The organism is Nocardia spongicola, assembly GCF_047200775.1.
In the GTDB taxonomy this organism is placed as follows: domain Bacteria; phylum Actinomycetota; class Actinomycetes; order Mycobacteriales; family Mycobacteriaceae; genus Nocardia.
Genome location: NZ_JBJZOO010000010.1, coordinates 56641 through 81618, shown reverse-complemented (window position 1 = coordinate 81618; position 24978 = coordinate 56641). Strand labels below are relative to the sequence as shown.

The following is a 24978-nucleotide window of genomic DNA, read 5'->3' as shown; positions in this document are numbered from 1 at the left end:
GCAACCAGCATGGTCTCAGCATCGCAACCGCGCATCTCACCAGGACGGATCCGGGAACTCGGTCCGGTGAACTGGGTTGTCTGGCAGATAGTTTCTCGCGCCACCGGCACCAGCGATGCCCACCTGTTCAGCACCCTCGGTCGCACCCGCGGGCTGTTCCGTGGCTGGCTGCATTACTCGGGCAAGCTCATGCCCGGTGGGCGGCTACCCCGCTACGAATCCGAGCTGGTCATCATTCGCGTCGCGCAGTTGCGTGACTGTGCCTACGAGATGGACCATCACATCCGGCTCAGCAGACGCGCGGGCGTAACCGGCGAGATTCTCGATCGGCTGCGCACCGGGCCGACCGCGGCAGGCTGGTCGGATAAACACCGCGCGCTGCTGAACGCGGTGGATCGTCTGGTAAACACCCGCGACCTGGACGATGACACCTGGGCCGAACTGGCGAAATACTATGACGAACGCAGTCTGATCGAAATCGTCTTACTGATCAATCAATACGACGGACTGGCAACCACGATCACCGCCCTGCGGATCCAGCGCGACGGCCTCTGAGGCTCGGCTGCCGCTACTCCCGCTCCGCGCGGCGCTCGGCGCGCAAGCGGTCGTTATCAGCGCTCAGTTCAGCGATGACGTCCTCGAGATAGAGGATGCGGGCGATGCCTGCGAGGTTGACACCTTGTGCGGCCAAGCTGGTGATGCGGTGCAGGTGGACGAGATCGGCACCGCTATAGCGGCGGGTGCCGCCCTTGCTGCGGGCCGGTGTGATCAGTCCGTGCTGTTCGTACAGTCGCAAAGTCTGGACCCCGATTCCGGACAGTTCGGCGGCCACTGAGATCGCGTAAACCGCCTGGTCAGGGCCAGGGGGGCGGTGTTCGCGCTTGCCTGGGGGCATAACCTTGCTCACTCCTGCTCTGGCTTCGAGATTTTCTATCTTAAACCCTTGCTCTTACTAGTTTGCAGTGCTATAAAAAATCTATGTCAGATAGCAGAGGTTATCTGACAACCACACGAAGAATGGAGTTGGAGATGGCGACAATGCTGATGCGTACCGATCCGTTCCGCGACCTGGACCGCTTCGCTCAGCAGGTTCTCGGGACCGCTGCCCGCCCTGCCCTGATGCCGATGGACGCATGGCGGGAGGGTGACGAGTTCTTGGTCGAACTCGATTTACCTGGGATCGACCCGAAGTCGCTTGACCTCGATATCGAACGCAATGTGGTGACCGTGCGGGCCTCGCGCCCGACATTGGACTCCAACCGGGAGATGATCGCCGCCGAGCGTTCCCGTGGCGTATTCAGCAGGCAACTCTTCCTCGGCGAGGGGCTGGACACCAATCGCATTCGCGCCGATTACACCGATGGCGTACTGCGCTTGGTGATCCCGGTCGCGGAAAAAGCCAAACCGCGCAAGATCGAAGTCGAACACAGCTCCAGGCGCGAGGCCATCAACGCCTGAGTGCCCCGGACCGGCGCTGCCGCGTCCGGCACACCACACCAGAGAAATTATCCCGAGAGCGAGGTGATGCCCGTACCCGAGCATTCGGCAAGAAACTTCGCAGACAGCGGTGCTGTTATTACCGCGGCCTCGGCATATGACAGCACCCGGCACGATCTGTACCTCGCACTACCACCAGCCGTTGCAGATGCCGGTAGTGCGGAACCATGTGCCACAGCTCCATCGGAAACAACACATTCCCCTCTCCGAGGCGGGTCCGGATCATCCGACCGGACCCGCCTCGCTCCGTTTCGGCAGCACGCGCCTAATCCTCGGCTCGCGCCCCCTCGAAGCGGCGAGCCAAACCGTCCAACACCAGAGCCAAGCCGAACTCATAGGCATGATCGGCGCTGTAGGCACTGTCATACGCCTGACCAGCGGCCGCACCGACCCTTGCGGCGAACGGATAGCGCTGCTCATCGAAAACTCCCGCCAGCACCGGCGCGGCCAGCTCCCACCATTGCCGATCGGACATGGCGCTGTCGGCCGCCGCGCGCTCGGTGTCGATAGCGATGCGGGCGACGGATGTGACGAAGCCGAGCACGAACGTCAGTGCGGCATCCATGGCGACATCATCGAGCCCGAGTCCATCGAATGCCCGGAGCTCATGGTCGTATTTCGCGGCGAGACCAGGGCCGAGCGGCGGGCGGGTGGTCGGCAGATAGGCCACCCACGGATGACGTGCCAGCATGGCGCGATTCTCGGCGGCGATACGGGCGACCCGTTCGCGCCAAGACAGTCCACTCAGCTCGGCACGCTCCATACGCGCGTACACCGTGTCGAGCATGAGATCGATCAACTCCGCCTTTCCCGGCACATAGGTGTAGGTAGCCATCGGGGTCACACCGAGCCTGGCGGCGACCGCGCGCATCGTGAGAGCGCTGATGCCTTCCGCATCGGCGATCTGCAGTGCCGCGTCGACGACCGCCTCGACACTGCTGCGCTGTTTCGGGCCGCGAACCGCGCCGGAAGCCTGCGGAACTCGCCAGAGCAACTCCAACGTGCGCACCGGATCACCCGAGCCGCTGCGCTCCTTCTGCTGTCCCACCATCGCCTCCTGACCCGACCGAACCCCGATGATATCGACGTGTTCCAGATCACAGCCCATGCGGCGTAATATTTCTGTACAAAGTACATAGTACTAAGTACAGAGTAAATCGCCTATGCCGACACCCCCGGCCGAACACAGGGAGAACCGATGAACATCACCGCTTCCGCTATCTCGCTCAATGTCCCCGATCCGGACAGCTCCGCGAAATTCCTGATCGACCACCTCGGGTTCACGGTGGAGGTGTCGGCCGACGGCTTCGTCTCACTGCAGCGGCCTGACGCCGGGATGAATGTCATCTATCTGCGTACCGGGCTGGCGAGCTTCAAACCGAAGAGCGTGGCGGGAAGCTCGGGTGAAGGCGTGCTCGTCGCCTTCGTTGTCGATGACATCGATGCCGAGTACGCCCGGTTGCGCGACGAGGGAGTACCGATCGTGACGCCGATCGAGACCGAAGAATGGGGCGAACGGTACTTCCAGATGAGCGACCCGAACGGGATCACCATCCAACTACTGCAATGGGTGTAGGCACATACGCCCGCGAGCGGCACGGTTCCCGGCGGGAATCGTGCCGCTCGCGTAAAGGAACAAGCACCGATGGTGGACTCTGGATACAGTGGTGACGAAAATAACTTGATACTCGTTGCAGAACAACCACTTTCCCCGTTCGGAGACCCTCGATGGCGCCGGTGCTCACCTCGCTCGACCCCAGTTTCGGCCCCCTGACAGGCGGCAACACGGTACAGATCATCGGCAGCGGGTTCACCGGCCCGTTGACCGTGATGTTCGGGTCGACGGCGACCACGTTCACTCTCGTCTCCGACACCAGGATCACCGCCATCGCCCCACCCGGCACCGATACCGTCGAGGTCACCGTCGCCGCCCTGCTCGACGGCACCAGCAATCCACTGCCCTACACCTACAACTGCTCCGGCCTGCTGTTCTTCACCGATAACGATTTACCCGGCACTGTGTACTCGGTGCCGCAAACCGGCGGCACACCAACCATGCCCACAGCCGACCTGATCGCTCCCTCCGGTCTCGTCCGGGTCGGTGACCTCCTCTACATCTGCGAGAACGGGGCCAATCGGGTATCGGCAGTGCCGATCACCGGCGGCACGCCGACTCCACTGATAACCGGGCTGGCGAGCCCGATAGATATCACCGCCTCCGGCGATACCCTGTTCATCACCAACGAAGTCACCGATCAGGTGGTGTCGGCGCCGATCACCGGCACCGACACCCCCACCGTGATCACCACCAGCCCCACCAACGTCTTCGGAATCACCGATGGATCGCCGACTCGATCGGGGCTCACCCTGCTGTTCTTCACCGATGTCGCCAATCCAGGCACTGTGTACTCGGTGCCGCGAGCCGGCGGTACACCGACCGTGCTGGCGACCGGCTTGAGCTTTCCCACAGGTCTCGTCCGGATCGGTGACCTCATCTACATCTGCGAGAACGGGCTCAATCGGGTGTCGACGGTGCCGGTCGTCGGCGGCACACCGACCCCGCTGGTGACCGGGCTGGCAGCCCCTACGGATATCACCGCCTCCGGTAGCACCCTGTTCATCACCAACTCGGCTACCGACCAGGTGATGTCGGCGCCGATCACCGGCACCGACACCCCCACCGCGGTCGCCACCAGCCCCACCGACCTCATATTCGGTATCACGACGTAAGCATCGGCCTCCTATCGCCACACAGCCCAGCGGAGCCACAGCGATACAACGGGCTCGGCCACCGCGGGGACAGGTGCCACGGTCAGCGCACAGCTTCGAGCAGGAAGAGACCATCGCAGGCACGGGTTATACCGATATGGACCTCTCCACCGCAGTCGACTTCGCACGCGGGCGCCGCCAATCCGTGCTCACCACGATTCGCCGTAACGGACGCCCGCAGCTGTCCAATGTGCTGCATGTCGTCGGCGCCGACGACCGCATCCGAATCTCCGTCACCGCCGACCGCGCGAAATACCACAACCTGGTCCGCGATCCATGGGCGGCGTTACATATGACCCGCGACGACTTCTTCGCCTACGCGGTGATCGAAGGCACGGTGGAACTCACCCCTGTCGCCGCCACCACCGACGACCCCACAACCGACGCGCTCGTCGACTATTACCGCGCCGCCGTCGGGGAACACCCGAACTGGAACGAATACCGCACCACGATGGTCGCCGACCGCCGCGCCCTGGTCCTGCTCACGCCGACCTACGCTTACGGCATGCTCTGATCCGCCGGAAGCCGATCCCGGACCGCCCGCTCACCGGGACAGCAGGTCGGAAACCGTGACGAATCGGTATCCTGCGGAGCGTAATTCGGTGATGATCCGGGGTATTGCGGCCAGTGCGCGGTCGGGCCCGAACATGACGTGCAGCAAGATGATCGAGCCGGGCCGGACCGCACCCACCGTGTCGGTCACGATGTCGTCCGCGGTAGCCCGCGCCTGCCCGGAATCGGGCTCGACGTCCCACATCACGGTGACGCGATCATGGTCGGCGAGGTAGCGGGGAAGCGTCCACAGTTTCTTGCCGTAGGGTGGGCGGAAGGTGATCGGGCCGGCGTAACCGGTTTTCCTGATCTCGGCGTCGGTGCCCTCCACTTCGTCACGGACAGTACCGGGAGCGACGAAGACCATCCGGCGATGCGAGTAGGTGTGGTTGCCGATCTCATGGCCCGCTGCTGCGATCGCCTTCCCGTATTCCGGGTGCGCGGCGAGATCACGGCCGTTCAGATAGAAGGTGGCCGGAACCTGAGCTTCGGCAAGAATCCGCAGCACTTCGGGCGCGCGATCGGACGGCCCGTCGTCCAAGGTCAGCGCGACCACTTTTGCCTGGGTGTCCACTCGGTTCACTAACTGACCGGCAAGCTGGAACGTCCGAGCGTTCATCACATAGTAGGTGCCTGTGGCCAGCAGCAGCACGACGACGAGCGCAGGCACAGTTGCGATCAACCACTTGCGGAGCATACGTCGTGTCTAACAGATCCGCCGCACCGACGACGAGCCCGAACGCGACTACGACACGGAAATAACTGCCCGGCAAGCGAAAAGGGGCACGCGATCATCGGCCGCACGCCCCTTCCCACCGGATCAGAAGTTGATCATATGGCCGGCCAGACCGTGGAAGGCCTCCTGCAGTGCCTCGCTGAGCGTCGGATGGGTGTGCACATTGCGGGTCAGCTCGTTGACCGTGAGATCCCACTTCTGCGCGAGGGTGAGTTCGGGCAGCAGCTCCGAGACATCAGGGCCGATGAGATGGCCACCGAGCAGCTCACCGTACTCGGCATCGGAGATCAGCTTGACGAAACCGGTCGGATCGCCGAGGCCGTGCGCTTTGCCGTTGGCCATGAACGGGAAGGAGGCGACCTGCACGTCGTAGCCCTCGTCACGGGCCTGCTGCTCGGTCAGGCCGAAGCTGGCGACCTGCGGCTGGCAGAAGGTGGCGCGCGGCATCATCCGGTAGTCGCCGAGCGGGACGGTCTCCGCGCCCGCGATGGTCTCGGCCGCGACCACACCCTGGGCCTCGGCGACATGCGCGAGTTGCAGCTTCCCGGTGACGTCGCCGATGGCGTAGATATGCGGCACGCTGGTGCGCATGTAGTCGTCGATCGCGATGGCGCCGCGTTCGAGCCGCACGCCGGTGCTCTCCAGACCGTAGCCCTCGACCCGCGGCGCGAAGCCGACCGCCTGCAGCACCTTGCCGACGGTGACGGTCTCCAGTTCGCCGGTCTTGTTGTCCTTGATCGAGACGGTGACCTTGGTGCCGTCGTCGTCGATGGACTGCACTGCGGCACCGGTGGTGATGGTGATGCCGAGCTTCTTGTACTGCTTGGTGATCTCCTTGGAGATATCCGCGTCCTCGTTCGGCAGGGCTCGGTCGAGGAACTCGACGATGCGCACATCGACGCCGTAGTTCTTCAGGACGTAGCCGAACTCCATACCGATCGCGCCCGCGCCGACGATAAGAATCGAATCGGGCAGCTCCCTGGTGAGGATCTGCTCCTCGTAGGTGACCACGTTCGCGCTCAGCTGGGTGCCGGGCAGCAGCTTGGTCACGGTACCCGCCGCGACGATCGCGTTGTCGAACGTGATCGTCTCGGTGCCGCCCTTGCCGAGTTCGACCGACATCGAGTTCGGGCCGGTGAAGGTGCCCTTGCCGTCGAATTCGTCGATCTTGTTCTTCTTCATCAGGAAGTGCACGCCCTTGACCCGGCCGTCGGCGACTTTACGGCTGCGGTCGAAAGCGACGCCGAAGTCGAAGCTCACATCTCCGGAGATACCGAAGGTCTTCGCTTCCTTGGTGAAGAGGTGGGCCAGCTCCGCATTCCGCAGCAATGCCTTGGACGGGATGCAGCCGACATTGAGGCACACCCCACCCCAATACTTCTGCTCGACGATCGCGGTACGGAGACCTAATTGTGCCGCCCGGATGGCGGCGACATAACCGCCTGGACCGGCACCGAGAACGACAACATCGTAATGGGAAGTCACGAGTCCGAGCCTAACTCCGTCGACGGGAGTTCCCCCACCCTCCCCCGCGTCATCGACGCACTGGCCACAACCCCCGGAAAAATTCCCGTGAACGGGAAGGACGAAACAGATATGCGACTGGATCCAGGACTAGAATGCCGCGCGAGTGATCATCCTCGCCACACCTGCCCAGCGACCCGTCGGAAGTTCTCGCCGAACACCGCCGCCCTATCCGCCGCACTGAACCCGCGTCCAGCCAGCACCTCGTCCAAACCAGGCACATCGGCGGCTCCGAGTAAGTCTTCCGGCTCAACCCAGCACACCGGCCCCCACTTGGTGTACGCCTCGGAAAAGGCATCAGGATTCTGCCGCAGCTCGGTGTTGAAGTCCGCCGCGTCGAAAGAGTAATCCGACCCGATCCCGATGTGCTCGATCCCCACCAGCTCGGCACCGTATTCGATATGCCTTGCCATCGCCTCGATCCGTTCGGCCCGCGCATCGATCGCGTTGTGCCCGAGGAATATCCCCACACCGTTGATCCCGATCACGCCACCCGTCGCGGCACAGGCCCGCGCCTGCTCGTCGGTGATATTGCGCGGATGGTCCCAGAGCGCGGCGAAATTGGAGTGGCTGTAGATCATCGGCGCGGTACTCCGTTCCGCCAGCTCCAGCCCGGTCCGCCGAGAACAGTGCGACCCGTCGGCGAACATCCCCGCTTCATTGAGCCTGGCGACCACATCGCGCCCGTATCCGGTGAGCCCGGTGTCCTCGCGGTCGAGGCAACCGCCGCCCGCTGCGTTGGCATGGTTGTAGACGAGCTGCAGCGACCGCACGCCGAGATCATGGAATCGCGCGACATTGTCCAGATCACCACCGAGTGGCCCGGCATCTTCGAGATCGAATGCCAACGCGATGGTCTCGCCGCTGTCGATGTCATCGACTGTGCTGACGAGCTCGAATCGACTGTCCGCCAGCGCGTCCCCGCGGAATCGACGTAGTAAGGCGAAGGAGTCCGCTGTCGATTGCGGAGAGTAACCGACGTTCACCGATACGAACGATCCGGCCGGATAACGCGCGAGGTCACCGATCCGTGCTGCGGGCGACAGTGGCAGGGCACAGTGCTGTTCCCAGAGAAACGGCGACAATCACAAACCTCCCTGCGGAATCGGCTACCGCACCGGAACTCGATGAACCGCGATAGCCGAGCGAGAATTCTCAGCGAATAGCGAATACATAGTAACTGTACTGGTGGCGAAGCCTGTCAGCCGAATCTTCCATTCTGCCCGATATTTTCGAGCGCGTAACATAGAGCACGAGACGTCCGATTCGTCCAGTAAGTCATCCCTGTGCTTTCGAAGGCGGTGCGGCCATGCGTCGCTTACTTCTCCTGTTCTTCTCCCTCACCCTCGCCGGTCTCTGGTTCACACCGAGCCAGGCAGCAGCGAGCCCGAATTGCGACTCGGTCTGGGGTTCGCTGTACAAAACGAACTCGACGTGGTCGATCGCGGCACTGACCGGAGTGCGGACCGGTCGGCACGCATGCTTCGACCGCGTGGTGTTCGACCTCGCGGGCCCGATCACCGGATATCACGTCGGTTATGTCGAGCGCGTCGTCTGGGACGGATCCGGCGCACTCGTCCCGCTGCGCGGCGGGGCGTCGCTGAACATCATCGTCAACGCGCCCGCCCTCGACGGCGCCGGCGACCCCACCTATACACCCGCCGACCGGACCGAACTCACCAACGTAGGCAACTACCGCACCTTCCGTCAGGTGGCCTGGGCGGGCACCTTCGAGGGGCAAACCACGATCGGGCTCGGCGTGCGCGCCCGGTTGCCGTTCCAGGTCTTCACACTCCCTGGTCCCGGCGCCGGATCACGCGTTGTCGTCGATGTGGCGCACTCCTGGTGAACTCCTCGCGCACCGTTCGGCGACAATGACAGCATGAGCGGCGTTGAGCGGAATGTGACCGACCCTTATCTCTGGCTCGAAGAAGTGACCAGCGAAGGGGCCCTGGAGTGGGCTCGCGCGCACAATGCTGTCGTCGTCGAACGGTTCGCGGGCTCGGCTCGTTTCCTGGAGCTGGAGCGCCGCATCCTCGATATGCTCGATACGGATACCAGGATCGCCTATCCCAGCCGTCGCGGCCACTGGCTCTACAACTTCTGGCGCGACGACGAGCACCCACGCGGTCTCTGGCGGCGCACCACCTTCACCGAGTACGCCAAGGACGCGCCGGAGTGGGATGTGCTGATCGATCTGGACGCGCTGGCCACCGCCGAGGAGGAGAACTGGGTATGGGGCGGGGCCGCAGTGCTGCGCCCGGAGCAATCCCGCGCCCTGATCAGCCTGTCGCGCGGTGGAGCCGATGCGAAGGTGATCCGCGAATTCGATATCGAACGGCGCGTATTCCTCGCTCCGGCCGATGGCGGCTATTTCCTGCCGGAGGCGAAATCGGAAATGCGCTGGATCGACCGCGATTCGGTATATGTCGGAACCGATTTCTGCCCCGGATCGCTGACCGATTCTGGATATCCACGGATCGCGAAGCTGTGGCGTCGTGGCACCACACTGGCCGAGGCGACAACGGTTTTCGAAGGTGAGACCGATGATGTCGCGGTCTCGGCAGGGTATGACCGGACGCCCGGCTACGAACGGCACTTCGTCGGCCGCGCCACCGATTTCTTCAACGAAGAGGTCTACCTACTCGAAGCCGACGGCACCAGGCGGCATCTCGATATCCCCAGCGACGCCGCTGAATCCTGGTACAAGGACTGGCTGCTGATCCGGTTGAAGTCGCCGTGGGAAGTCGGCGGCGCCTGCTATCCGGCCGGTGCGCTGCTGGCCACGAACTTCGAGAAATTCCTTTCCGGTGCCAGGGAATTCGAGGTGATCTTCACCCCCGACGCGCATACCGCACTGCACGGATACAGCTGGACAGAGAACCATCTGCTCCTGGTCACCCTCGAAGATGTGCAGACCAAGCTCTTCGTGCTCACCCCGAGCGCGACGGGCTGGCGGCGCGAGCCGCTGGCCGACACCCCGCCCATGGCGACCACCAGCCTGCTGAACCTCGACCCACTGGAGGGCGGTGACGAGTTCATGCTGGCCACCAGTGGTTTCACCACCCCGGCAACACTGCTGTCCGGGAGCATCGGCGGCCCCATCGAACCGCTGGCGCAGGAACCCGGTTTCTTCGACACCGACGGAATCGAAACCGAACAGTTCTTCGCCGAGTCCGATGACGGCACTCTGGTGCCGTACTTCGTACTCCGGCACCGCGATCACAAGGATTCCCCCGGCCCGACGGTGATGTCCGGTTACGGCGGCTTCGAAGTCTCCCGTACCCCGGCCTACAGCGGCGGAGTCGGCATGGGCTGGCTGGAGCGCGGCGGCACCTGGGTGGCAACCAATATCCGCGGCGGCGGTGAATACGGACCGCAGTGGCACACCGCGGTGCAAAAAGCCAACCGGCACAAGGTGTACGAGGACTTCGCCGCGATCGCCACCGACCTCGTCGCACGCGGCATCACCACCCCCGATCAACTCGGCGCGGTCGGCGGCAGCAACGGCGGACTGCTCATGGGTGTCATGCTCACCCGTTATCCCCACCTGTTCGGCGCGATCGTCTGCCAGGTGCCGCTGCTGGACATGCGGCGCTACCATCTGCTGCTCGCGGGCGCCTCCTGGGTCGCCGAATACGGCGACCCGGACAAACCGGAGGAATGGGAGTACATCAGCAAGTACTCGCCCTACCAGAATGTGCGCGCCGACCGCGCCTACCCGCCGATCCTGCTCACTACCTCGACCAGAGACGACCGGGTACACCCCGGCCATGCCCGCAAAATGACCGCGCTACTGGAGGCCAACGGCCACCAGTGCTGGTACCACGAGAACATCGAAGGCGGCCACGGCGGCGCCGCCGACAACAAACAATCGGCCTTCCATGCCGCGCTGATCTACGAATTCTTCAGCCAGATGCTCATCGAGCGCGCACGAGCTTAGCCGAAGACGACTGCCCGAATTCGGCATCCGGGTTGTGTCCGACTTCCCCGCACACAACCCGGATGCCGAATTACACCGCTACGTATGAATCCGGGCCCATCGGATTCCGGAAACGACGCGCGATATCGATCACACCGGAATCTCCGCCTTCTCCGGGCTGTCGGCTACCTCCTCCGCGGTGGCTGCCGGTACCGTCGACGGAGCTGCTGAACCGGGACCTTCGACGATAATCTCGGCCACTGTGGCACCGGCCTGTTCCAGGCTGAACGAGCGCCCGAGCTTCACCCTCGACATATCGATATCCAGGTTCTGCTGGACCGCCGCGCCGAATTCGACGGCCATGATCGAGTCCAGACCCAATTCCGGCACCGGTACCGTCAGATCGATCGACTCGGCCGACACCCCCATCACTATCGCCAGCTGACCGGCGAGCATATGCGCGACCACATCCTTACGCTTTGCCTCGTCGAGAGCGACCAGCTCGGCCCGCAACCGGGCAGCCGCCGAATCGCGCTGCGCCTCGGCCGCGACCATACCCTCGAGCCGACCGGTCGCATCCGCCCGTATTCCTTTGTTGAGCGCGAGCCGGTTCCAACTGATCGGAAATAAGACGAAGCGGGTGGAATCCAACCGCAACCCTTGTTCCAGATACTGCGGTCCCTCCTCCATCTCCATCGGATCGAATCCCAGGTTGGCCAGATGGCGATTGAGCTCGGTGTTATCTGCCAGCATGCCCGCACCGACCATATGCCCCCAGCCGACCGCCTGCGCCGGTACACCCTGCCGGGCCAGCGCCTCCGCATAGGCTTCCACCGCGAGATTGGCCGCGATATAGGAGTACTGGCCGACAGCGCCGAAGAGAACAGCGCCGGAAGAGAACAAGACGAAATGGTCCAGCCGCGCCCCGGCCGCCACGACGCCATCCCATAACGCACGCGCCCCATCGAGCTTGGGCCGGAACACTTTGGCCAAACCTGCCCGGTCCATATCGGCGAGACGTCTGTCGTCCAGTACCCCTGCGGTGTGGAAGATGCCCTTCAAGGGGTGCTCTGGAGTGTGCGCCCTGGCGATCACCGCGGCGACCGCGTCGGCATCGGATACATCGACCGTTTCGGTGACCACCTCGATATCTCGTTTCTCCCATATGGTGAGCTGGTCGCGGGCGGCGGCTGTGGTAGCGCCGCTACGGCCGAGCAGGGTCAGCCTGCGGGCGCCTTTGGCGACCAGCCAGCGACCGACAGCCAGGCCGAACCCACCGAACCCACCGGTGATCAGGTATTGCGCGTCGGCATCGATGACCACTTCCGGGATCCGAGGCCGTACCAGTGGCGCCGTCTCTGTCATATCCAGCACCACCCGCCCGATCCGGGACGAGCGCGCGACCTCCTCGAAAGCCTGCCCGACCTCCGCGGTGCCGTATTTTTCGTAGGGCAACGGCCGATACGAGCCCTCGCTGAACCCACGTATAACCTCGAGTGCCATTTCAGTCATCTGTTCGAACCGATGCTTCAGTGTCCGGTCGAGGTCGATCGAGGAGTACGTCACGTTCTTGGTGAAGCGTCTCAGTTCGAGCGCACCACCGAAGTAGATATCGGCTTTACCGAGCTCGAGGATGCGCCCGAATTCCGCGACCGCGTCGAAGTTCTGCATCAGAATCTCGCCGGGGGCGGTACTGACCACCACATCCACACCTCGGCCGTCGGTAAGTGCCAGCACCTCGTCGACGAAGTTCAGTGATCGGGAGTTCACCGTGTAATCGGCCCCCTGCTCGAGCACATAGGCGCGGCGCTCCTCGGTACTCGCGGCACCGATCACCCTGGCGCCGTAGAGTTTCGCGAGCTGTATCGCGGACGAGCCCACCCCACCGGCCGCGCCGTGCACCAACACCGTCTCCCCCGGCTGCACCCGGGCTACCTCCCGCAACGCGTAGATTGCGGACAGGAATGCGGTGGAACTACTGATCCATGCTGGATCGGTATCGGCTGGGAAATGAAAAACTTTGCGCACAGAGAGAGTGTTGTAGCGGCGGATCATGTCCTCGCGGAATACGAGGGCCTTGTCGCCGACCTCGAATTCGGTGACGCCGGGGCCACAGCGAGCGACCGTGCCTGCCCCCTCCATCCCCAGACCGAGGCCGAAATAAGTGTCGGCGAGTTCGCGTTCGCCGAGCACGCCTATGACCTTCATCGAATCCTTGTACGCGAGACCGATGGCCTCTATCTTCACCTCGACCTCGCCGGGGCCGGGCTCACGGCGGTCGCACTGCCGCCAACCCAGCTGAGCGAAGGACCTGACCCTGGTCTGGGGCAACTCCAACTGGAAGTTGACCTCCGGATCGGTCAGGGGGACGGGTTTGTCGAGGACATCGAGGCGATCCTGCAGCGTGCGTTGCACCACCGTGCCCCACCGTGTTCCACCACGCAGACAGACCTCATCGGCGTGATCGAAGGTGAACGCACCCGGAATCGTCAACTCCGCGGCGAGATCGGCATCAGCGACCCGGCCGTCGAGGTCGATCACCCGCCACCTGAGCCGCGACTGCTCATTGAGCAACACGCGTCTGCCACCCGCCAACGCGGTCTGGCTCGGGTCCGGCGCGATATCCACTCCTGGAGGCATGAACGCGTTCTCCGTGATCAGCGAGAGGTAATAGTCATCCTCGCCGTAACCGAGGGTAGAGATGTCGATGCCGCCGAAAGTCTCCTGCTCGATGCCGAGTTCCTCCTTCCTGGCATCGAAAAACCCCTCGGCGGTAATCGCGATGCGGCGCAGGACCCACAGCTGGTCCATCTCGTTGTAGCTGTTGCTCGCGACCACCACTATGTGCAGGCGTTCGGCACCGTCGCGGGTGTGGGCCGCACGTAACCGTTCGAACAGTGCGGTTTCCAGATCCTCCCGCTCGGGATCACCCACCACGAACAATTCGGCACCTGCCGACCCGGAGGTGGTGACACGCAAGATCTGTTCGGCGGTAGGAGTGGTCGCGGTGTCCATCACCACGATCAGGGTGGACAGATCCTCCGTCGAAGGCAGGGTCTCGGGATCGATGGGATCACGCTTCTGCCAGACCTCTTCATAGAAGAAATCGACCATCCGCTGCATCGGAGCCTGCCGCGGCGTGATCGACGCGGTCCTCAACCCGATGACCTGCATACAGACGGTGTGATCGGCATCCAACAGCTCGATATCCGCGATATGACTGGTGGACGAGTCGGTCGGCGCGGTCCGCAGCCGACCCACCACGGTGATCTCTTCCGGCAGTGGCGCCAGCAACCGGACCTTGTCGACCGACACCGGGACCGGAGCCCCATCCTTCGGATTGGCCATGCCGACGAACAAAGCGGCCACGCTCTGCAAAGCAGAGTCGACGACCGCCGGATGCGCGGCGTACCGGCCCTCCCGCGCGATAGTGCCGTTCACGGTGGCCACCACCGTCTTGTCCTCGGCGCGCAGCGAGGTGACTCGCTGGAATTCCGGTCCGTAGCCGAGCTCGAGCGTGTTCAACTCGGTATAGAAATCCGCCGGATCGATCTCGTTCGTCTCATCGAGAGCCGGAACCTCGCCCTTGATCTGGTCGAAAGCACCTTCGACCAGACGCCCGGTAGCGTTCACCGTCCACACCGTGCTGGTCAGGCCGCGGGAGCGGATGGTGAAGCGGCGGGTCGATTCCTCCAGATCGAAACGCATGAGCGGCGGTTGACCGTCCTCGACGACCAGCGGAGCGACGAAACGCACATCCTCCACCCCCGCCTGCGTAGCTCCGGTGCGTACCAGCACGGCGCTCAACGCCGCATCCAGATAGCCCGCGCCGGGCAGGATCCTGGTACCGCCGACCACATGATCGGCCAGCCACGGCAGCGCCACGGTGTTCAGCTTCTTATACCAGCCCGTGGTGACATCCGGATCCTGATCGCCCAGCAGGGTGTATCCATCCGGGGTACCGAACCGCAGGATCTGATCGAGCGGCATCTCTTTGCGTAGGTGGGTGTGTTGCCAGGGGTAGACCGGTAGGTCGATATGCGGGGTCGCCGACGGCAGGTCGGCGAACCGTGCCGCGATATCCAGCACCCCAGCGGCGTACAGCCCGGCGATGGTTTTCCGGATGCTGTCCGGGTCGCCCTGTTTGCGATTGAGGGTCGCGATACTGGTGCCGTTCTCGCTTGCCTCGCGTAGGACCTCGCGGATATTGGCACCCAGTACCGGGTGCGGACCGACCTCGAGGAACACCCGGCTGCCCGCCCGGACCAGTTCGCGGGTGGCGTCGGCGAAACGCACCGGTCGGCGCACATTGTCACACCAGTAGTCGGCACCCCACTCCTCCGCGGTGACCTGAGTGCCGGTGACCGTGGAATACAGCGGGATCCGCGGCGGAGCAGGCTGTAGTTCGGCCAGCACGGTACGTAGTTCGTCGAGGATTGGGTCCATCAGATGGCTGTGGTAGGGCACCTCCACCTGTAGGCGTTTGGCGAACACCCCTTCTCCGATGAGGGTGTCGGCGATCTCGTCGAGGCGGGTGCTGTCTCCGGCCAAAGTCACCGCCGCGGGGCTGTTGACCGCCGCGATATCCACCCGGGCGTCCCCTGCGATGAGCTCTTGGGCCTCTTCCAGCGGGAGCCCGACCGCGAGCATCCCGCCCGATCCGGCGGTAGTGGCTTGCAGCCGGGCCCGGTGATAACTCACCAGCAGTGCGTCATGTAGTGACAACACCCCGGCCACATATGCGGCGGCGACCTCACCGACACTGTGGCCGACCACCGCCGCGGGGCGGATACCCAACGCTTCCAGCTCGGCCACCAACGCCACCTGCACCAGGAAGTTACCCGCCTGCGCGACCACCGTGGACGTCGCCCGCGACTCACTCTCCGGCCGCAACAACTCCTCGAGAATCGACCAACCGGAGATCTGCCGGAACTCTTCATCCACCCGAGCCGCCTCGGCGGCGAACACCCCTCCAGCCTGCAACAACCCTCGGCCCATTGCCCACCACTGCGGACCCATCCCGGTGAACACGAACACCGGCTCGGCCACCTTACTTGTGATCGTCCGGCTCACCCGCCCGATCCCTTCGGTGAACTCAACCAACCCCTGCACCAACTCGATATCGTCGGCGAAGGTGATCCCGGCCCGGAACGGGTGATGGTTACGCCGGGTCCACGCCGCCTCGGCCAACCACCCCGGATCCGCGCCCTCGGCGAGCCGCTCGGCGAACCCACGCGCCAGCTCCCGCACGGCTTGTTCACTGCGTGCCGACAACGGCAACACCCCGTAATGCCGGGGGGTGCGTACGTGGCCGTTCCCGCCGGAATGTTCGGGGGCCCGGTATTCCTGCAGGATGGCATGGGCGTTGGTGCCGCCGTAGCCGAACCCGTTGACCGCGATCGTGACCTGATCCACCTCAGGGGCCACCGGCTCGGCCTCCAACTGCAACCGGATATTCCACTCATCGAACGCGATATCCGGATTCGGGGTATCGAACCAATACTGCGGAGGCAGGGTGCGATGCGAGATCGCCAGCGCCGACTTGATCAAACTCGCGATCCCCGAGGCGGCTTCGGTGTGTCCGAGCTGGGTTTTCACCGACCCGACCCCCAATGGGGTGGTGCGTCCTTCCACCGCCCCGTAGGCGTGTCCGATCGCCTTGAGCTCCAACGGATCTCCCACCGGGGTACCGGTACCGTGCGCTTCGACGTAGGTGATTTCGTGTGGGGAGACCCCGGCCCGCCGGGTGACTTCCTTGGCGAGTTGCTCCTGCAAATCGGCGTTCGGCACCGTGATCGCGGTGGTACGCCCGTCCTGATTCGACCCGGTCGCCTTCACCACCGCATAAATCCGGTCCCCGTCCCGCTGCGCGGCATCGAGCTTCTTCAACACCACCATCCCCACCCCCTCACCCCGGCCATACCCGTCCGCGGAAGCATCGAACGCCTTACTGCGCCCATCCGTGGCCAAGAACCCGCCCTTACACATCGACACGAATAGCTCCGGCCGGCCCAGCACGGTCACCCCGCCGGCTACGGCCATCTCGCAATCACCGTTCTCGATGCCCTGGCAGGCCAGATGGAACGCCACCAACGACGACGAACACGCGGTATCCACTGTGATCGCCGGACCCACCAGATTCAACGCATACGCCAGCCGGTTGGAGATCATCGTGTACGACGCACTCGCCGCCGTATGCATATCAGCGAACGGCAACGTCTGCGGAGTAGACATGGTCCCCATCTGATCCAAGGTGAACGCGCCCATGTACACCCCCAGCGAGGAGCCCGAGGCCCGGCCGGCGATCCCGGCGTCGTCGAACGCCTCCCACGCGACTTCGAGGACCAGCCGCTGCTGCGGATCCATCCCCGCCGCCTCCCGAGGCGAGATCCCGAAGAAGTCCGGATCGAACGCCCACGGATCACTGGTCATAAACGCCGCCCGCTTCACATACATATACGCCGGAGCCCGCTTGTCCGGATCGTAGAAGCGCCGCCAATCCCAGCGTTCCGCCGGGATCTCACACACTCCGTCACGCTTGTTGACCACGAGATCCCAGAACGTCTCGGGGGATTCGATACCACCGGCATAACGGCAACCGATACCAACGATAGCAATATCAGACACTACGACTCCCGGATCGATGAACACACCGCACCACCATCTCCGAAGCCCCCTCCCGAGCCAACCCTCGAAGCGGATTCTGTCAGCATATTTACAGAATTTTTCTTCCCCCCAAGAGAGTAATACCCGAATATCCCACTGACCACTTCATACGCACACAAGAAACCATCAAGTAATGTATCCGACCCCGCCCCCGGAGTATCGCGATATCGCACATAAATACAGCTCAGGGCGGAGATATCGGTCGCGGCGCGACACCTCCGAGCAACCCCGTCATCGAGCGCAATTATTACAACAAAGCCATTCTTTTACCGAAACGTAAGCGGAATGATTGCCTGTCGAACAACGCAATTATTGCAATAACACCATATCTTTACCAGAACATCATCGGAGAATTGCTCGTTATTATTTCCGATAATCTTCTTGTCGGTGTCGATCTTCCTGCATCGGAGAGACGTGCCTGAGCCCTGCGCTGTAGCGATGATGTCGAGTTGTCGATGATCATTTCGGCTGCTTTCAGGCATGCCGGTTCCAGGCTGAAGGATCGTCTGAATTGGCCGGTCATCCACCCCGTGGGCAATTGTTCCGCCTCTGACGGACATCGAGGAAACATCGAACCGCGCGCTGCAATTCGTCGCTGACACGAACGAACGACGGCTGAGCGCGACTGCCACGGCGATAGGCGATCCGGGTACATCTACCGATCGAGAGCGGCGTGAGCACCACTCCTTCCGGGACATCGATCGCCCCGAGCTGCGGAACCAACGCCACGCCAACGCCAGCGGCGACGAGCCGCAGAACCGTCGCGAAATCATCGATCCGGTGGGCTATCCGTGGTTCGAACCCCTGGGACCGGCAAGTACGCACGGTCATGGCGTGGCAGAGGGTGCCAGGGTTGCCGACTATCCAGGGACTCTCGCGGTGGTGGCGGATCACCGCGTCGTCGGGCACTTCCGAAGCCATGGCAGCGGCCAGGTACACGACCTCGTCGAGAAGTGGTTCGAGCTCGATGCCCGAGCCCATGATGGAGGGGACGTTGTCGTATTCGTGCACCAGTGCGATGTCGAGCCGGCCGCCACGCAGGAGATCCGGCGCCTCCGCGGGGTCGACCTCGGTCACCATCAACTCCAAGTCCTTTTCGGTAGCGCCGATTTCCAGTAGTGCGGGCAGCACAATCGTCCGGAGCGCGGTGGGAAATGCCCCCAAGCGCACCGATCCCGACAGGCTTGTCGCGCTCGCGGCGAGTGCGGCTTCGGCTCGTTCCAGGTCGGCAAGAACCACCTCGGCGTGTTCGACGAGCACAACCCCGGCCGGTGTGAGACGCACCCGACGTCCCGTTCGCGTCAGCAGGGGGCGGCCGACCTCACGTTCCAGTGCCGCGATTTGTTGCGATACCGCTGAGGGCGTGTACGACACCGCTTCCGCTACCGCCGCGATAGTGCCGCGATGCGCCAGTTCGCGAAGAAGTCTGAGCTTGCGAATATCGAGCATCAGTTCAGCTTATGAAAAACAGTAAAAATAGTAACTGGAACTTGTTTATGTTGCCGATGAGACTGGACGCATGACCTTCCACCCGTCGGGAATATTCGTCCCGCTCGTCACACCCTTCGCCGACAACGGCGACCTGGCGGCCACCGATCTGGAACGGCTCGCCCACACCGTGTTAGAGGAGGGGGCGGCCGGGATTGTCGCGTTGGGAACCACTGCGGAATCCGCCGCGCTGAGTCGGCGGGAACGTCGAGAAGTCCTGCGGATCTGCAGCACGGTATGCCGGGAGCACGGTGCTCCTTTGCTGGTCGGGGCAGGCACCAACGACACAGCGAGCACGGTGCGCGCTGTCGAGGAGCTGGGCGAGCAGGCCGGTGTCGCGGGTGTATTGGTGGTGGTCCCGTACTACATACGGCCTTCAGAGGCAGGGGTCGTGGCGCACTTCGAGTACATCGCGGCACGCAGTCCGCTCCCGCTGGTTCTGTACAATGTTCCCTATCGCACCGGCCAACAGATGGGCTGGGAGTCCATCGCGCGCCTGGCGGAGCATCCACGGATCGTCGGTATCAAGCAGGCGGTCGGTGCGGTGGACACCGACACCGCGCGGCTGCTCGCCGAGTCCGTGGATTCGTTCTCGGTTCTCGCGGGGGAGGACACACTGGTCTCACCATTGCTGGCGATGGGTGCGGCAGGAGCGATCCTGGCGACCGCGAACATCTACACGCGCGAGTTCGCCGAACTTTTCCAGTTGTGGCACAGCGGAAAAGCCGTGCAGGCACGGACACTGGGGCACCGGCTCGTCGAGCCGGCAGGCGCGCTCATGTCCGAACCCAACCCCACGGTGATCAAAGCTGTTCTCCACGCTCAGGGCCGGATATCGACTGCGAACGTCCGATTGCCGTTGCTGCCTGCCGCCGTGCCGGCGACGATTCAGGTCAGCTCTCCTGCTCCAGCCGTACCCTTACCGTGACCCGGCCACGCGCATCACGCCGAGCCACCGCATGCCCGGTGCTGTCGGCCCCGTTCAGATGCAGCGTGATCGGACCGCCCGCGCCGAGAAAGTTCCGCCACCAGTTCTTCTTGTCCGGCATGGCGACCCGTATGACGAGTTCGTCTCCCGCACGCCGGTAATTCACGGGCGTGCTGAAGGTTCGCCCCGACCGCCGCCCCACATAGGTGATCACCACGAAACTCTTGCCCATCAGAGACCCGATCACGGGCATCCCGAGGATCGTGGCCACTCCGGCATTGAATCCTCTTGCCGCGCGCCCCAACAGCTCCTTCTGCCCCATGCCGTCCTCCCGATCGGTTGGTGGAGATATCCGGTACCCGTCACCCTAACCCCCGAAGCCACACAGTTCAGGTTTCCGCTCGTCTGCCGACCGCGCCGGTGCACGACCCGGTGCGCGTGGGAGGCGGCTGGGTACTGATCCGCCTCTCACGCGCACCGGCAATCGAAGACGAGGGTTATCGCCGACCGCCGACGAATCTGTGTGCTTCGATAAGCAGTGCGGTCCAACATGCTTCGTCCCGGTCGTCGATCACCACCCATTCACTGAACGTGCGTCCGGCCGGGGTGAAGGGTTTACCTATTCCGGTGTCGATCAACTGCTGGACGCGTTCGCGGGGCAGTTCGACGATCAAATCACCGGAGTGCCTATCGCATGAGGCGAAGAACGCGCCGTCGACGCGTAGACAAGGGAAGCCCATCATAGTTCCTGGCTCGACACCAGGAGCGCCGAGTACTGCCGCACTGACATCGGAGAAGAAGCCGATGAGCTCATCGTGCATCGGTTGGATTCCCTTGTCTTCGGTGTCCACAGCCGGTGGCAATCTATTACCTTGCCTGATCGCACGGCGTCCGTAACAGATCCGTGTGGTCAGGCAGCCCTTGGCACGAACAGTGCGAACAGTGCGCCATTGGGATCGGTGAGCAGAACCGAGGTTCCTCCCGGACCCTCTGTCGGTTCTTGAATAATCTTGGCGCCCAGCGATTCCGCGCGATCTCGCGCGTTGGTTATATCGTCGACCGCGACATAAGGCACCCATGCGGCGTTCTGGGTGGGGTTACCGGCGATTGCGGCCCACGGACCGCCATCGCCGCCGATCCAGCTGTCGTACTTGGTGGCGCCGTCATCTGGGCTGATCGGCCAGCCGAGCAGGTCGGCATAGAAGCCGGACGCGGCTCCCGCGTCGTCGGTGAGCAGGTCGAACCAGAGGAATTGCCCGGACATATCGAATCTCCGTTTCGGTCGTGACGATTGTGATCGGTGCGTGCTGTGTCGGATAGAGACTGGAAGTAAGCAACTTCAAAATATGAAGTCGACACTATATTATTTGAAGTGCGCAGCGCAAGCGGTATGTTTCGGAATGATGCACGGCAGGGGTGACGATGGAGTTCGTGTCGATCAACAGTACGAAGTCATACGGCCAGGGTTGCCCGATCGCGGTCGCACTCGATGCGCTCGGGGACCGGTGGACGCTGCTGATTCTCCGTGATCTCGCGCATGCGCCGCTGCGGTTCCTCGACCTGCAAGCGATCAACCCAGGACTGTCGTCGAATTTGCTCACCATGCGACTGCGACAACTGGAGTCACGCGGGTTGGTAACTCGATATCAGTTGCCCGCACCGTCCTCAGCGAATGTGTACGCACTCGCCACGGCGGCCCGCGACGGTGTCCTCGACGTGCTCAACGCCCTCGGCCGGTTCGGGGCAGGCATGCTGGAAACCATCGACCGCGAGTCAGCACCGGAGTTGATGATGCGGCAACTGCGGTGTACCGCACGCCTACTCGAGGCCAAGCATCTGGAGATCGAAGGAGAGTTCGGGCTGGTGTTCGACGGCGAGCGGTTCGGACTGCGCGTAAGTGTGAACTCGGTTGTCGCGACCGAGGAACTATCCGCCGACCCCGTGGCAACAATCACGACATCGTCGGCGACGATGGCACTGCTGGTCAACGGCGGACTCACACTCGACGAGGCCGAGCAGCGCGGGATGAGCATCAGCGGGGACCGGCAAGCGGGATTGGCGCTGCTCGACGGTCTCCACCTGCGATAACCGCATCCGCCTCGGCCAGACGTACCCTCGTTCGGCGCTCATGCGATATTCGGGCGATCCGGAACAACGCCACGGCAGCCGTGGTTCCAGTGGGTTCCTGTACGGCGGCGACCACCTCGTCCGCCACGAGATACAGACAATACGTCGATCATCTCAGAGTATTTCTGCTGAAAAATGTAGTAGATGTGCTACAAATGATCAGAGATTGAGTACAGGAGGGCTGATGGACTCGAATAGCAGGGTGGTTCTCGACGTCGATGCCGTACGGATGCGGTATGGCACCACCGATGTCCTGCACGACGTGACATTCCAGGCGTTGCGCGGGGAGGTACTGGCTATGCTCGGCCCCAACGGAGCAGGTAAGACCACGACGCTGGAGATACTGGAGGGGTTCCGCAAGCGTTCAGCGGGTCGAGTCACCGTCCTCGGGGCCGATCCCGAACACGGTGATGAACGCTGGCGCGCACGGATCGGGGTCGTTCTGCAGTCCTGGCGTGATCACGCCAAATGGCGGGTGCGGGAACTGCTCGAGCATATAGGCGCGCTGTACCGCCCCTATTGCACCGACGGGGCCAGGAAGCCATGGGAAAGCGATGAACTCATGGAGCTGGTGGGGTTGACCGACCACGCGAACGCCAAGATCACCACCCTGTCCGGAGGCCAGCGCCGCAGGCTGGACGTGGCCATCGGCATCATCGGCCGCCCGGAATTGCTGTTCATGGACGAACCCACCGCGGGTTTCGATCCCGCCGCACGCCGCGATTTCCACGACCTCGTCCACCGTCTGACCGATCTGGAGGACACGACTGTGTTGCTGACAACCCACGATTTGGACGAAGCGGAGAAGATCGCCGATCGGATCCTGATCCTGGCGGGCGGGCGCATCATCGCCGACGGTTCGGCAACGGAGTTGTCCCGCACCATCACCGGAGAGGCCGAAGTGCACTGGACTCTCGATGATCAGCGTTTCGTGCACACCACCGCCGAGTCACCGAAGTTCGTCCACGACCTGTTCGAACAGCACGGTGCGGACATCGACGAGTTGGAAGTGCGTCGCGCCTCGCTGGAAGAGGTCTATATGAAACTGGTCCAACGCTACGAATCAGGCGAGAGCGAGACCCCGGTCCGCACTCTCACGGAGGTCGCCCGATGAATCCCACCCGCACCGCTATCCGGGTCGGCGTGGCCCGCGGATGGATCGAGCTTCGCCAGCTGTTCACCACGGGTCTCGACCTGATCGGTCAGTTCCTCACCCCCGCCATCGCACTCGGAGTGCTCTATCTGCTGCGCGACCGCGACTACGCGGGCAGCGACCTATCTGTCGCCGAACTCGCGCTACCCGGCCTGATCGGCAGCATCATCGCGTTCAACGGGTTGTACGGGACCGCCAACGCGCTGGTGCTCGACCGCGAGGACGGCACCCTGCTGCGAGCCAAGGCCGCACCCAACGGCATGATCAGTTACTTCATCGGCAAGATCATCACCGTAGCTGGATCGGTGTGCGTGCAGGTGGTCGTGGTGCTGGCAGTAGGCATGATGATCATCGGCGGGTTCTCCCTCGACGGGGCGGGCGCGTGGGCGACCTTCGCCTGGATCGTGCTGCTCGGCCTGCTCGCCACTCTGCCGATCGGCGCGATCCTCGGCAGCGTTCTCGACGAGCCGCGCGATACCTTCCTGCTGACCATACCGCTGATGGGACTGGTCGCCATCTCCGGCATCTTCTACCCGATCACCGCCATGCCCGGCTGGCTCCAAGGCCTGGCTCAAGCGTTCCCGACCTACTGGGCCGGGATCGGCATGCGCTCGGCCTTGCTGCCCGACGAGGCGGTCGCCATCGAAATAGGCCAGTCCTGGCGGCACCTCGAAACCGCCGCGGTACTCGGCACCTGGGCCGTGGCAGGCTTGCTGATCGCGCCTATGGTGTTGCGGCGCATGGCACGCAACGAATCAGGATCGAGCATGCAAACACGAAGGGAGAAGGCGATGCAACGTGCCTTCTGAAGTCATCTACAACCGCATCGCGATGCTGCGCGCAGAGCGCGGCATCTCGCGGCGTGAACTGGCCGAAGCACTCGGTGTCCACTATCAGACGGTCGGCTACCTCGAACGCGGCGAATACAGCCCCAGTCTGCACCTGGCGCTGCGCATCGCCGCCTACTTCGAGGTCGCAGTGGAAGTGGTGTTCGCCACCGAGCCCTTCCCCCGGCTCGGATCGAATACCGACACCGCGTGAACCGTCGTCCTCCGGAACCCCATGGCGGCAACATCATTGATCTACCGTCATGCAGGACCGGGCGGCAAATGACCGTGCTCCAGCTACCTTGGTGGGATCCATTCGGGGTATTGCGGCGCTGGGGGGTGGCGGAGTTCGTCTATGTTTTCCGGAAAATCGAATCTTGTCGCGCCTTCCGGGTATTCATCTATAGGTTCGATTTCGGTTACTACGACTCCGGGGATCTGCTCCTTGTACCAGTCGATGCAGCTCTGAGGTATCAGATACATACGCCAAATATCGGTAATCTTCCAGTTTTCGAAGACATTCCAAGAAGGCGTGCGACCGCCCGGGTAGTCGGCGGGCGACATTGGCCATCACATCCCCTGTCTCGCCGAGCCGTTCGGCGACGGTGGGGATCAGCGTCTTCATCAGCAGCTCCGTGGTTAGGTGTTCGGCAGCCCGCACCGCCAGCAGCGGGCTGGCCACAGCCGGGCCTAATGGGCGCTGCGGGTGCAGGGCCGATGCCTCGTCGGCCAAGGTGTGCAAGGTCGTGCTGAGTCGGCCGAGTGTTTCGAGATCGGCACGTAGGGATG

At 63.3% G+C, this 24978-nt stretch carries 22 protein-coding genes; 12 read left to right on the top strand and 10 right to left on the bottom strand.

Annotation, left to right across the window (positions count from 1 at the left end; all coding sequences use genetic code 11):
• The first annotated feature begins 9 nt into the window (after window positions 1-9).
• Complete coding sequence (locus ACL02S_RS17915) at window positions 10-555, top strand: carboxymuconolactone decarboxylase family protein (RefSeq protein WP_412803583.1); 546 nt, start codon at window positions 10-12, stop codon at window positions 553-555.
• Between the two features lie 13 nt (window positions 556-568).
• Here the strand turns inward: ACL02S_RS17915 and ACL02S_RS17910 are convergent, their stop codons facing one another.
• A complete protein-coding gene (locus tag ACL02S_RS17910) occupies window positions 569-895 on the bottom strand; it encodes a MerR family transcriptional regulator (protein WP_412803582.1) in 327 nt (108 codons plus the stop codon).
• A 134-nt stretch (window positions 896-1029) separates the two neighbouring features.
• Here ACL02S_RS17910 and ACL02S_RS17905 point away from each other — a divergent pair, with 134 nt between their 5' ends.
• Window positions 1030-1458, top strand: coding sequence for an Hsp20/alpha crystallin family protein (locus tag ACL02S_RS17905; RefSeq protein WP_412803637.1), 429 nt, complete (start codon window positions 1030-1032; stop codon window positions 1456-1458).
• Window positions 1459-1762: 304 nt separating this feature from the next.
• On the opposite strand, the gene ACL02S_RS17900 is transcribed toward ACL02S_RS17905, so the two are convergent.
• Window positions 1763-2545: a TetR/AcrR family transcriptional regulator gene (locus tag ACL02S_RS17900; RefSeq protein WP_412803581.1), complete on the bottom strand. Its 783-nt coding sequence runs from the start codon at window positions 2543-2545 to the stop codon at window positions 1763-1765.
• Between the two features lie 150 nt (window positions 2546-2695).
• Here ACL02S_RS17900 and ACL02S_RS17895 point away from each other — a divergent pair, with 150 nt between their 5' ends.
• The 3 genes from ACL02S_RS17895 to ACL02S_RS17885 all read left to right on the top strand — a co-directional run bounded on the left by ACL02S_RS17895 (window position 2696) and on the right by ACL02S_RS17885 (window position 4780).
• Entirely contained in the window at window positions 2696-3073 is a 378-nt protein-coding gene (locus tag ACL02S_RS17895; protein WP_412803580.1) for a VOC family protein, read from the top strand.
• Between the two features lie 152 nt (window positions 3074-3225).
• On the top strand, window positions 3226-4227 hold the full coding sequence (locus ACL02S_RS17890; protein ID WP_412803579.1) for an IPT/TIG domain-containing protein: 1002 nt from the start codon (window positions 3226-3228) through the stop codon (window positions 4225-4227).
• Window positions 4228-4363: 136 nt separating this feature from the next.
• Window positions 4364-4780 (top strand): PPOX class F420-dependent oxidoreductase, encoded by a 417-nt coding sequence (locus tag ACL02S_RS17885; RefSeq protein WP_412803636.1) that lies wholly within the window; start codon window positions 4364-4366, stop codon window positions 4778-4780.
• Between the two features lie 30 nt (window positions 4781-4810).
• Here ACL02S_RS17885 and ACL02S_RS17880 read toward each other — a convergent pair whose 3' ends face one another.
• From ACL02S_RS17880 to ACL02S_RS17870, 3 genes are all read right to left on the bottom strand, one after another.
• Window positions 4811-5515 (bottom strand): polysaccharide deacetylase family protein, encoded by a 705-nt coding sequence (locus tag ACL02S_RS17880; protein WP_412803578.1) that lies wholly within the window; start codon window positions 5513-5515, stop codon window positions 4811-4813.
• Between the two features lie 123 nt (window positions 5516-5638).
• Entirely contained in the window at window positions 5639-7039 is a 1401-nt protein-coding gene (gene lpdA, locus ACL02S_RS17875; RefSeq protein WP_412803577.1) for a dihydrolipoyl dehydrogenase, read from the bottom strand.
• 149 nt (window positions 7040-7188) lie between these two features.
• A complete protein-coding gene (locus ACL02S_RS17870; protein WP_412803576.1) occupies window positions 7189-8163 on the bottom strand; it encodes a dipeptidase in 975 nt (324 codons plus the stop codon).
• A 224-nt stretch (window positions 8164-8387) separates the two neighbouring features.
• On the opposite strand from ACL02S_RS17870, the gene ACL02S_RS17865 reads away from it, so the two are divergent.
• Window positions 8388-8927 carry an AMIN-like domain-containing (lipo)protein gene (locus ACL02S_RS17865; protein ID WP_412803575.1) on the top strand — a complete coding sequence of 180 codons (540 nt, stop codon included), beginning with the start codon at window positions 8388-8390 and terminating at the stop codon, window positions 8925-8927.
• A gap of 33 nt (window positions 8928-8960) precedes the next feature.
• Window positions 8961-11021 (top strand): prolyl oligopeptidase family serine peptidase, encoded by a 2061-nt coding sequence (locus ACL02S_RS17860; protein ID WP_412803574.1) that lies wholly within the window; start codon window positions 8961-8963, stop codon window positions 11019-11021.
• 129 nt (window positions 11022-11150) lie between these two features.
• On the opposite strand, the gene ACL02S_RS17855 is transcribed toward ACL02S_RS17860, so the two are convergent.
• Entirely contained in the window at window positions 11151-17627 is a 6477-nt protein-coding gene (locus tag ACL02S_RS17855) for a type I polyketide synthase (RefSeq protein ID WP_412803573.1), read from the bottom strand.
• A 558-nt stretch (window positions 17628-18185) separates the two neighbouring features.
• On the bottom strand, window positions 18186-19115 hold the full coding sequence (locus ACL02S_RS17850; RefSeq protein WP_412803572.1) for a LysR family transcriptional regulator: 930 nt from the start codon (window positions 19113-19115) through the stop codon (window positions 18186-18188).
• Between the two features lie 70 nt (window positions 19116-19185).
• Between ACL02S_RS17850 and dapA the strand changes: the two genes are divergently transcribed.
• On the top strand, window positions 19186-20082 hold the full coding sequence (dapA, locus tag ACL02S_RS17845) for a 4-hydroxy-tetrahydrodipicolinate synthase (protein ID WP_412803571.1): 897 nt from the start codon (window positions 19186-19188) through the stop codon (window positions 20080-20082).
• Here the strand turns inward: dapA and ACL02S_RS17840 are convergent.
• The 3 genes from ACL02S_RS17840 to ACL02S_RS17830 all read right to left on the bottom strand — a co-directional run bounded on the left by ACL02S_RS17840 (window position 20048) and on the right by ACL02S_RS17830 (window position 21346).
• Complete coding sequence (locus ACL02S_RS17840; protein WP_412803570.1) at window positions 20048-20404, bottom strand: nitroreductase/quinone reductase family protein; 357 nt, start codon at window positions 20402-20404, stop codon at window positions 20048-20050. The genes dapA and ACL02S_RS17840 overlap by 35 nt on opposite strands.
• 175 nt (window positions 20405-20579) lie before the next feature.
• Complete coding sequence (locus tag ACL02S_RS17835; protein WP_412803569.1) at window positions 20580-20945, bottom strand: hypothetical protein; 366 nt, start codon at window positions 20943-20945, stop codon at window positions 20580-20582.
• 47 nt (window positions 20946-20992) lie between these two features.
• A complete protein-coding gene (locus ACL02S_RS17830) occupies window positions 20993-21346 on the bottom strand; it encodes a VOC family protein (protein WP_412803568.1) in 354 nt (117 codons plus the stop codon).
• A gap of 167 nt (window positions 21347-21513) precedes the next feature.
• Here ACL02S_RS17830 and ACL02S_RS17825 point away from each other — a divergent pair, with 167 nt between their 5' ends.
• The 4 genes from ACL02S_RS17825 to ACL02S_RS17810 all read left to right on the top strand — a co-directional run bounded on the left by ACL02S_RS17825 (window position 21514) and on the right by ACL02S_RS17810 (window position 24403).
• Window positions 21514-22170 carry a winged helix-turn-helix transcriptional regulator gene (locus tag ACL02S_RS17825; protein ID WP_412803567.1) on the top strand — a complete coding sequence of 219 codons (657 nt, stop codon included), beginning with the start codon at window positions 21514-21516 and terminating at the stop codon, window positions 22168-22170.
• A 223-nt stretch (window positions 22171-22393) separates the two neighbouring features.
• On the top strand, window positions 22394-23323 hold the full coding sequence (locus tag ACL02S_RS17820; RefSeq protein ID WP_412803566.1) for an ABC transporter ATP-binding protein: 930 nt from the start codon (window positions 22394-22396) through the stop codon (window positions 23321-23323).
• A complete protein-coding gene (locus tag ACL02S_RS17815) occupies window positions 23320-24171 on the top strand; it encodes an ABC transporter permease (RefSeq protein WP_412803565.1) in 852 nt (283 codons plus the stop codon). Before ACL02S_RS17820 ends, ACL02S_RS17815 begins: the two co-directional genes overlap by 4 nt.
• Window positions 24161-24403 (top strand): helix-turn-helix transcriptional regulator, encoded by a 243-nt coding sequence (locus ACL02S_RS17810; RefSeq protein ID WP_412803564.1) that lies wholly within the window; start codon window positions 24161-24163, stop codon window positions 24401-24403. Before ACL02S_RS17815 ends, ACL02S_RS17810 begins: the two co-directional genes overlap by 11 nt.
• Window positions 24404-24978: the final 575 nt, after the last annotated feature.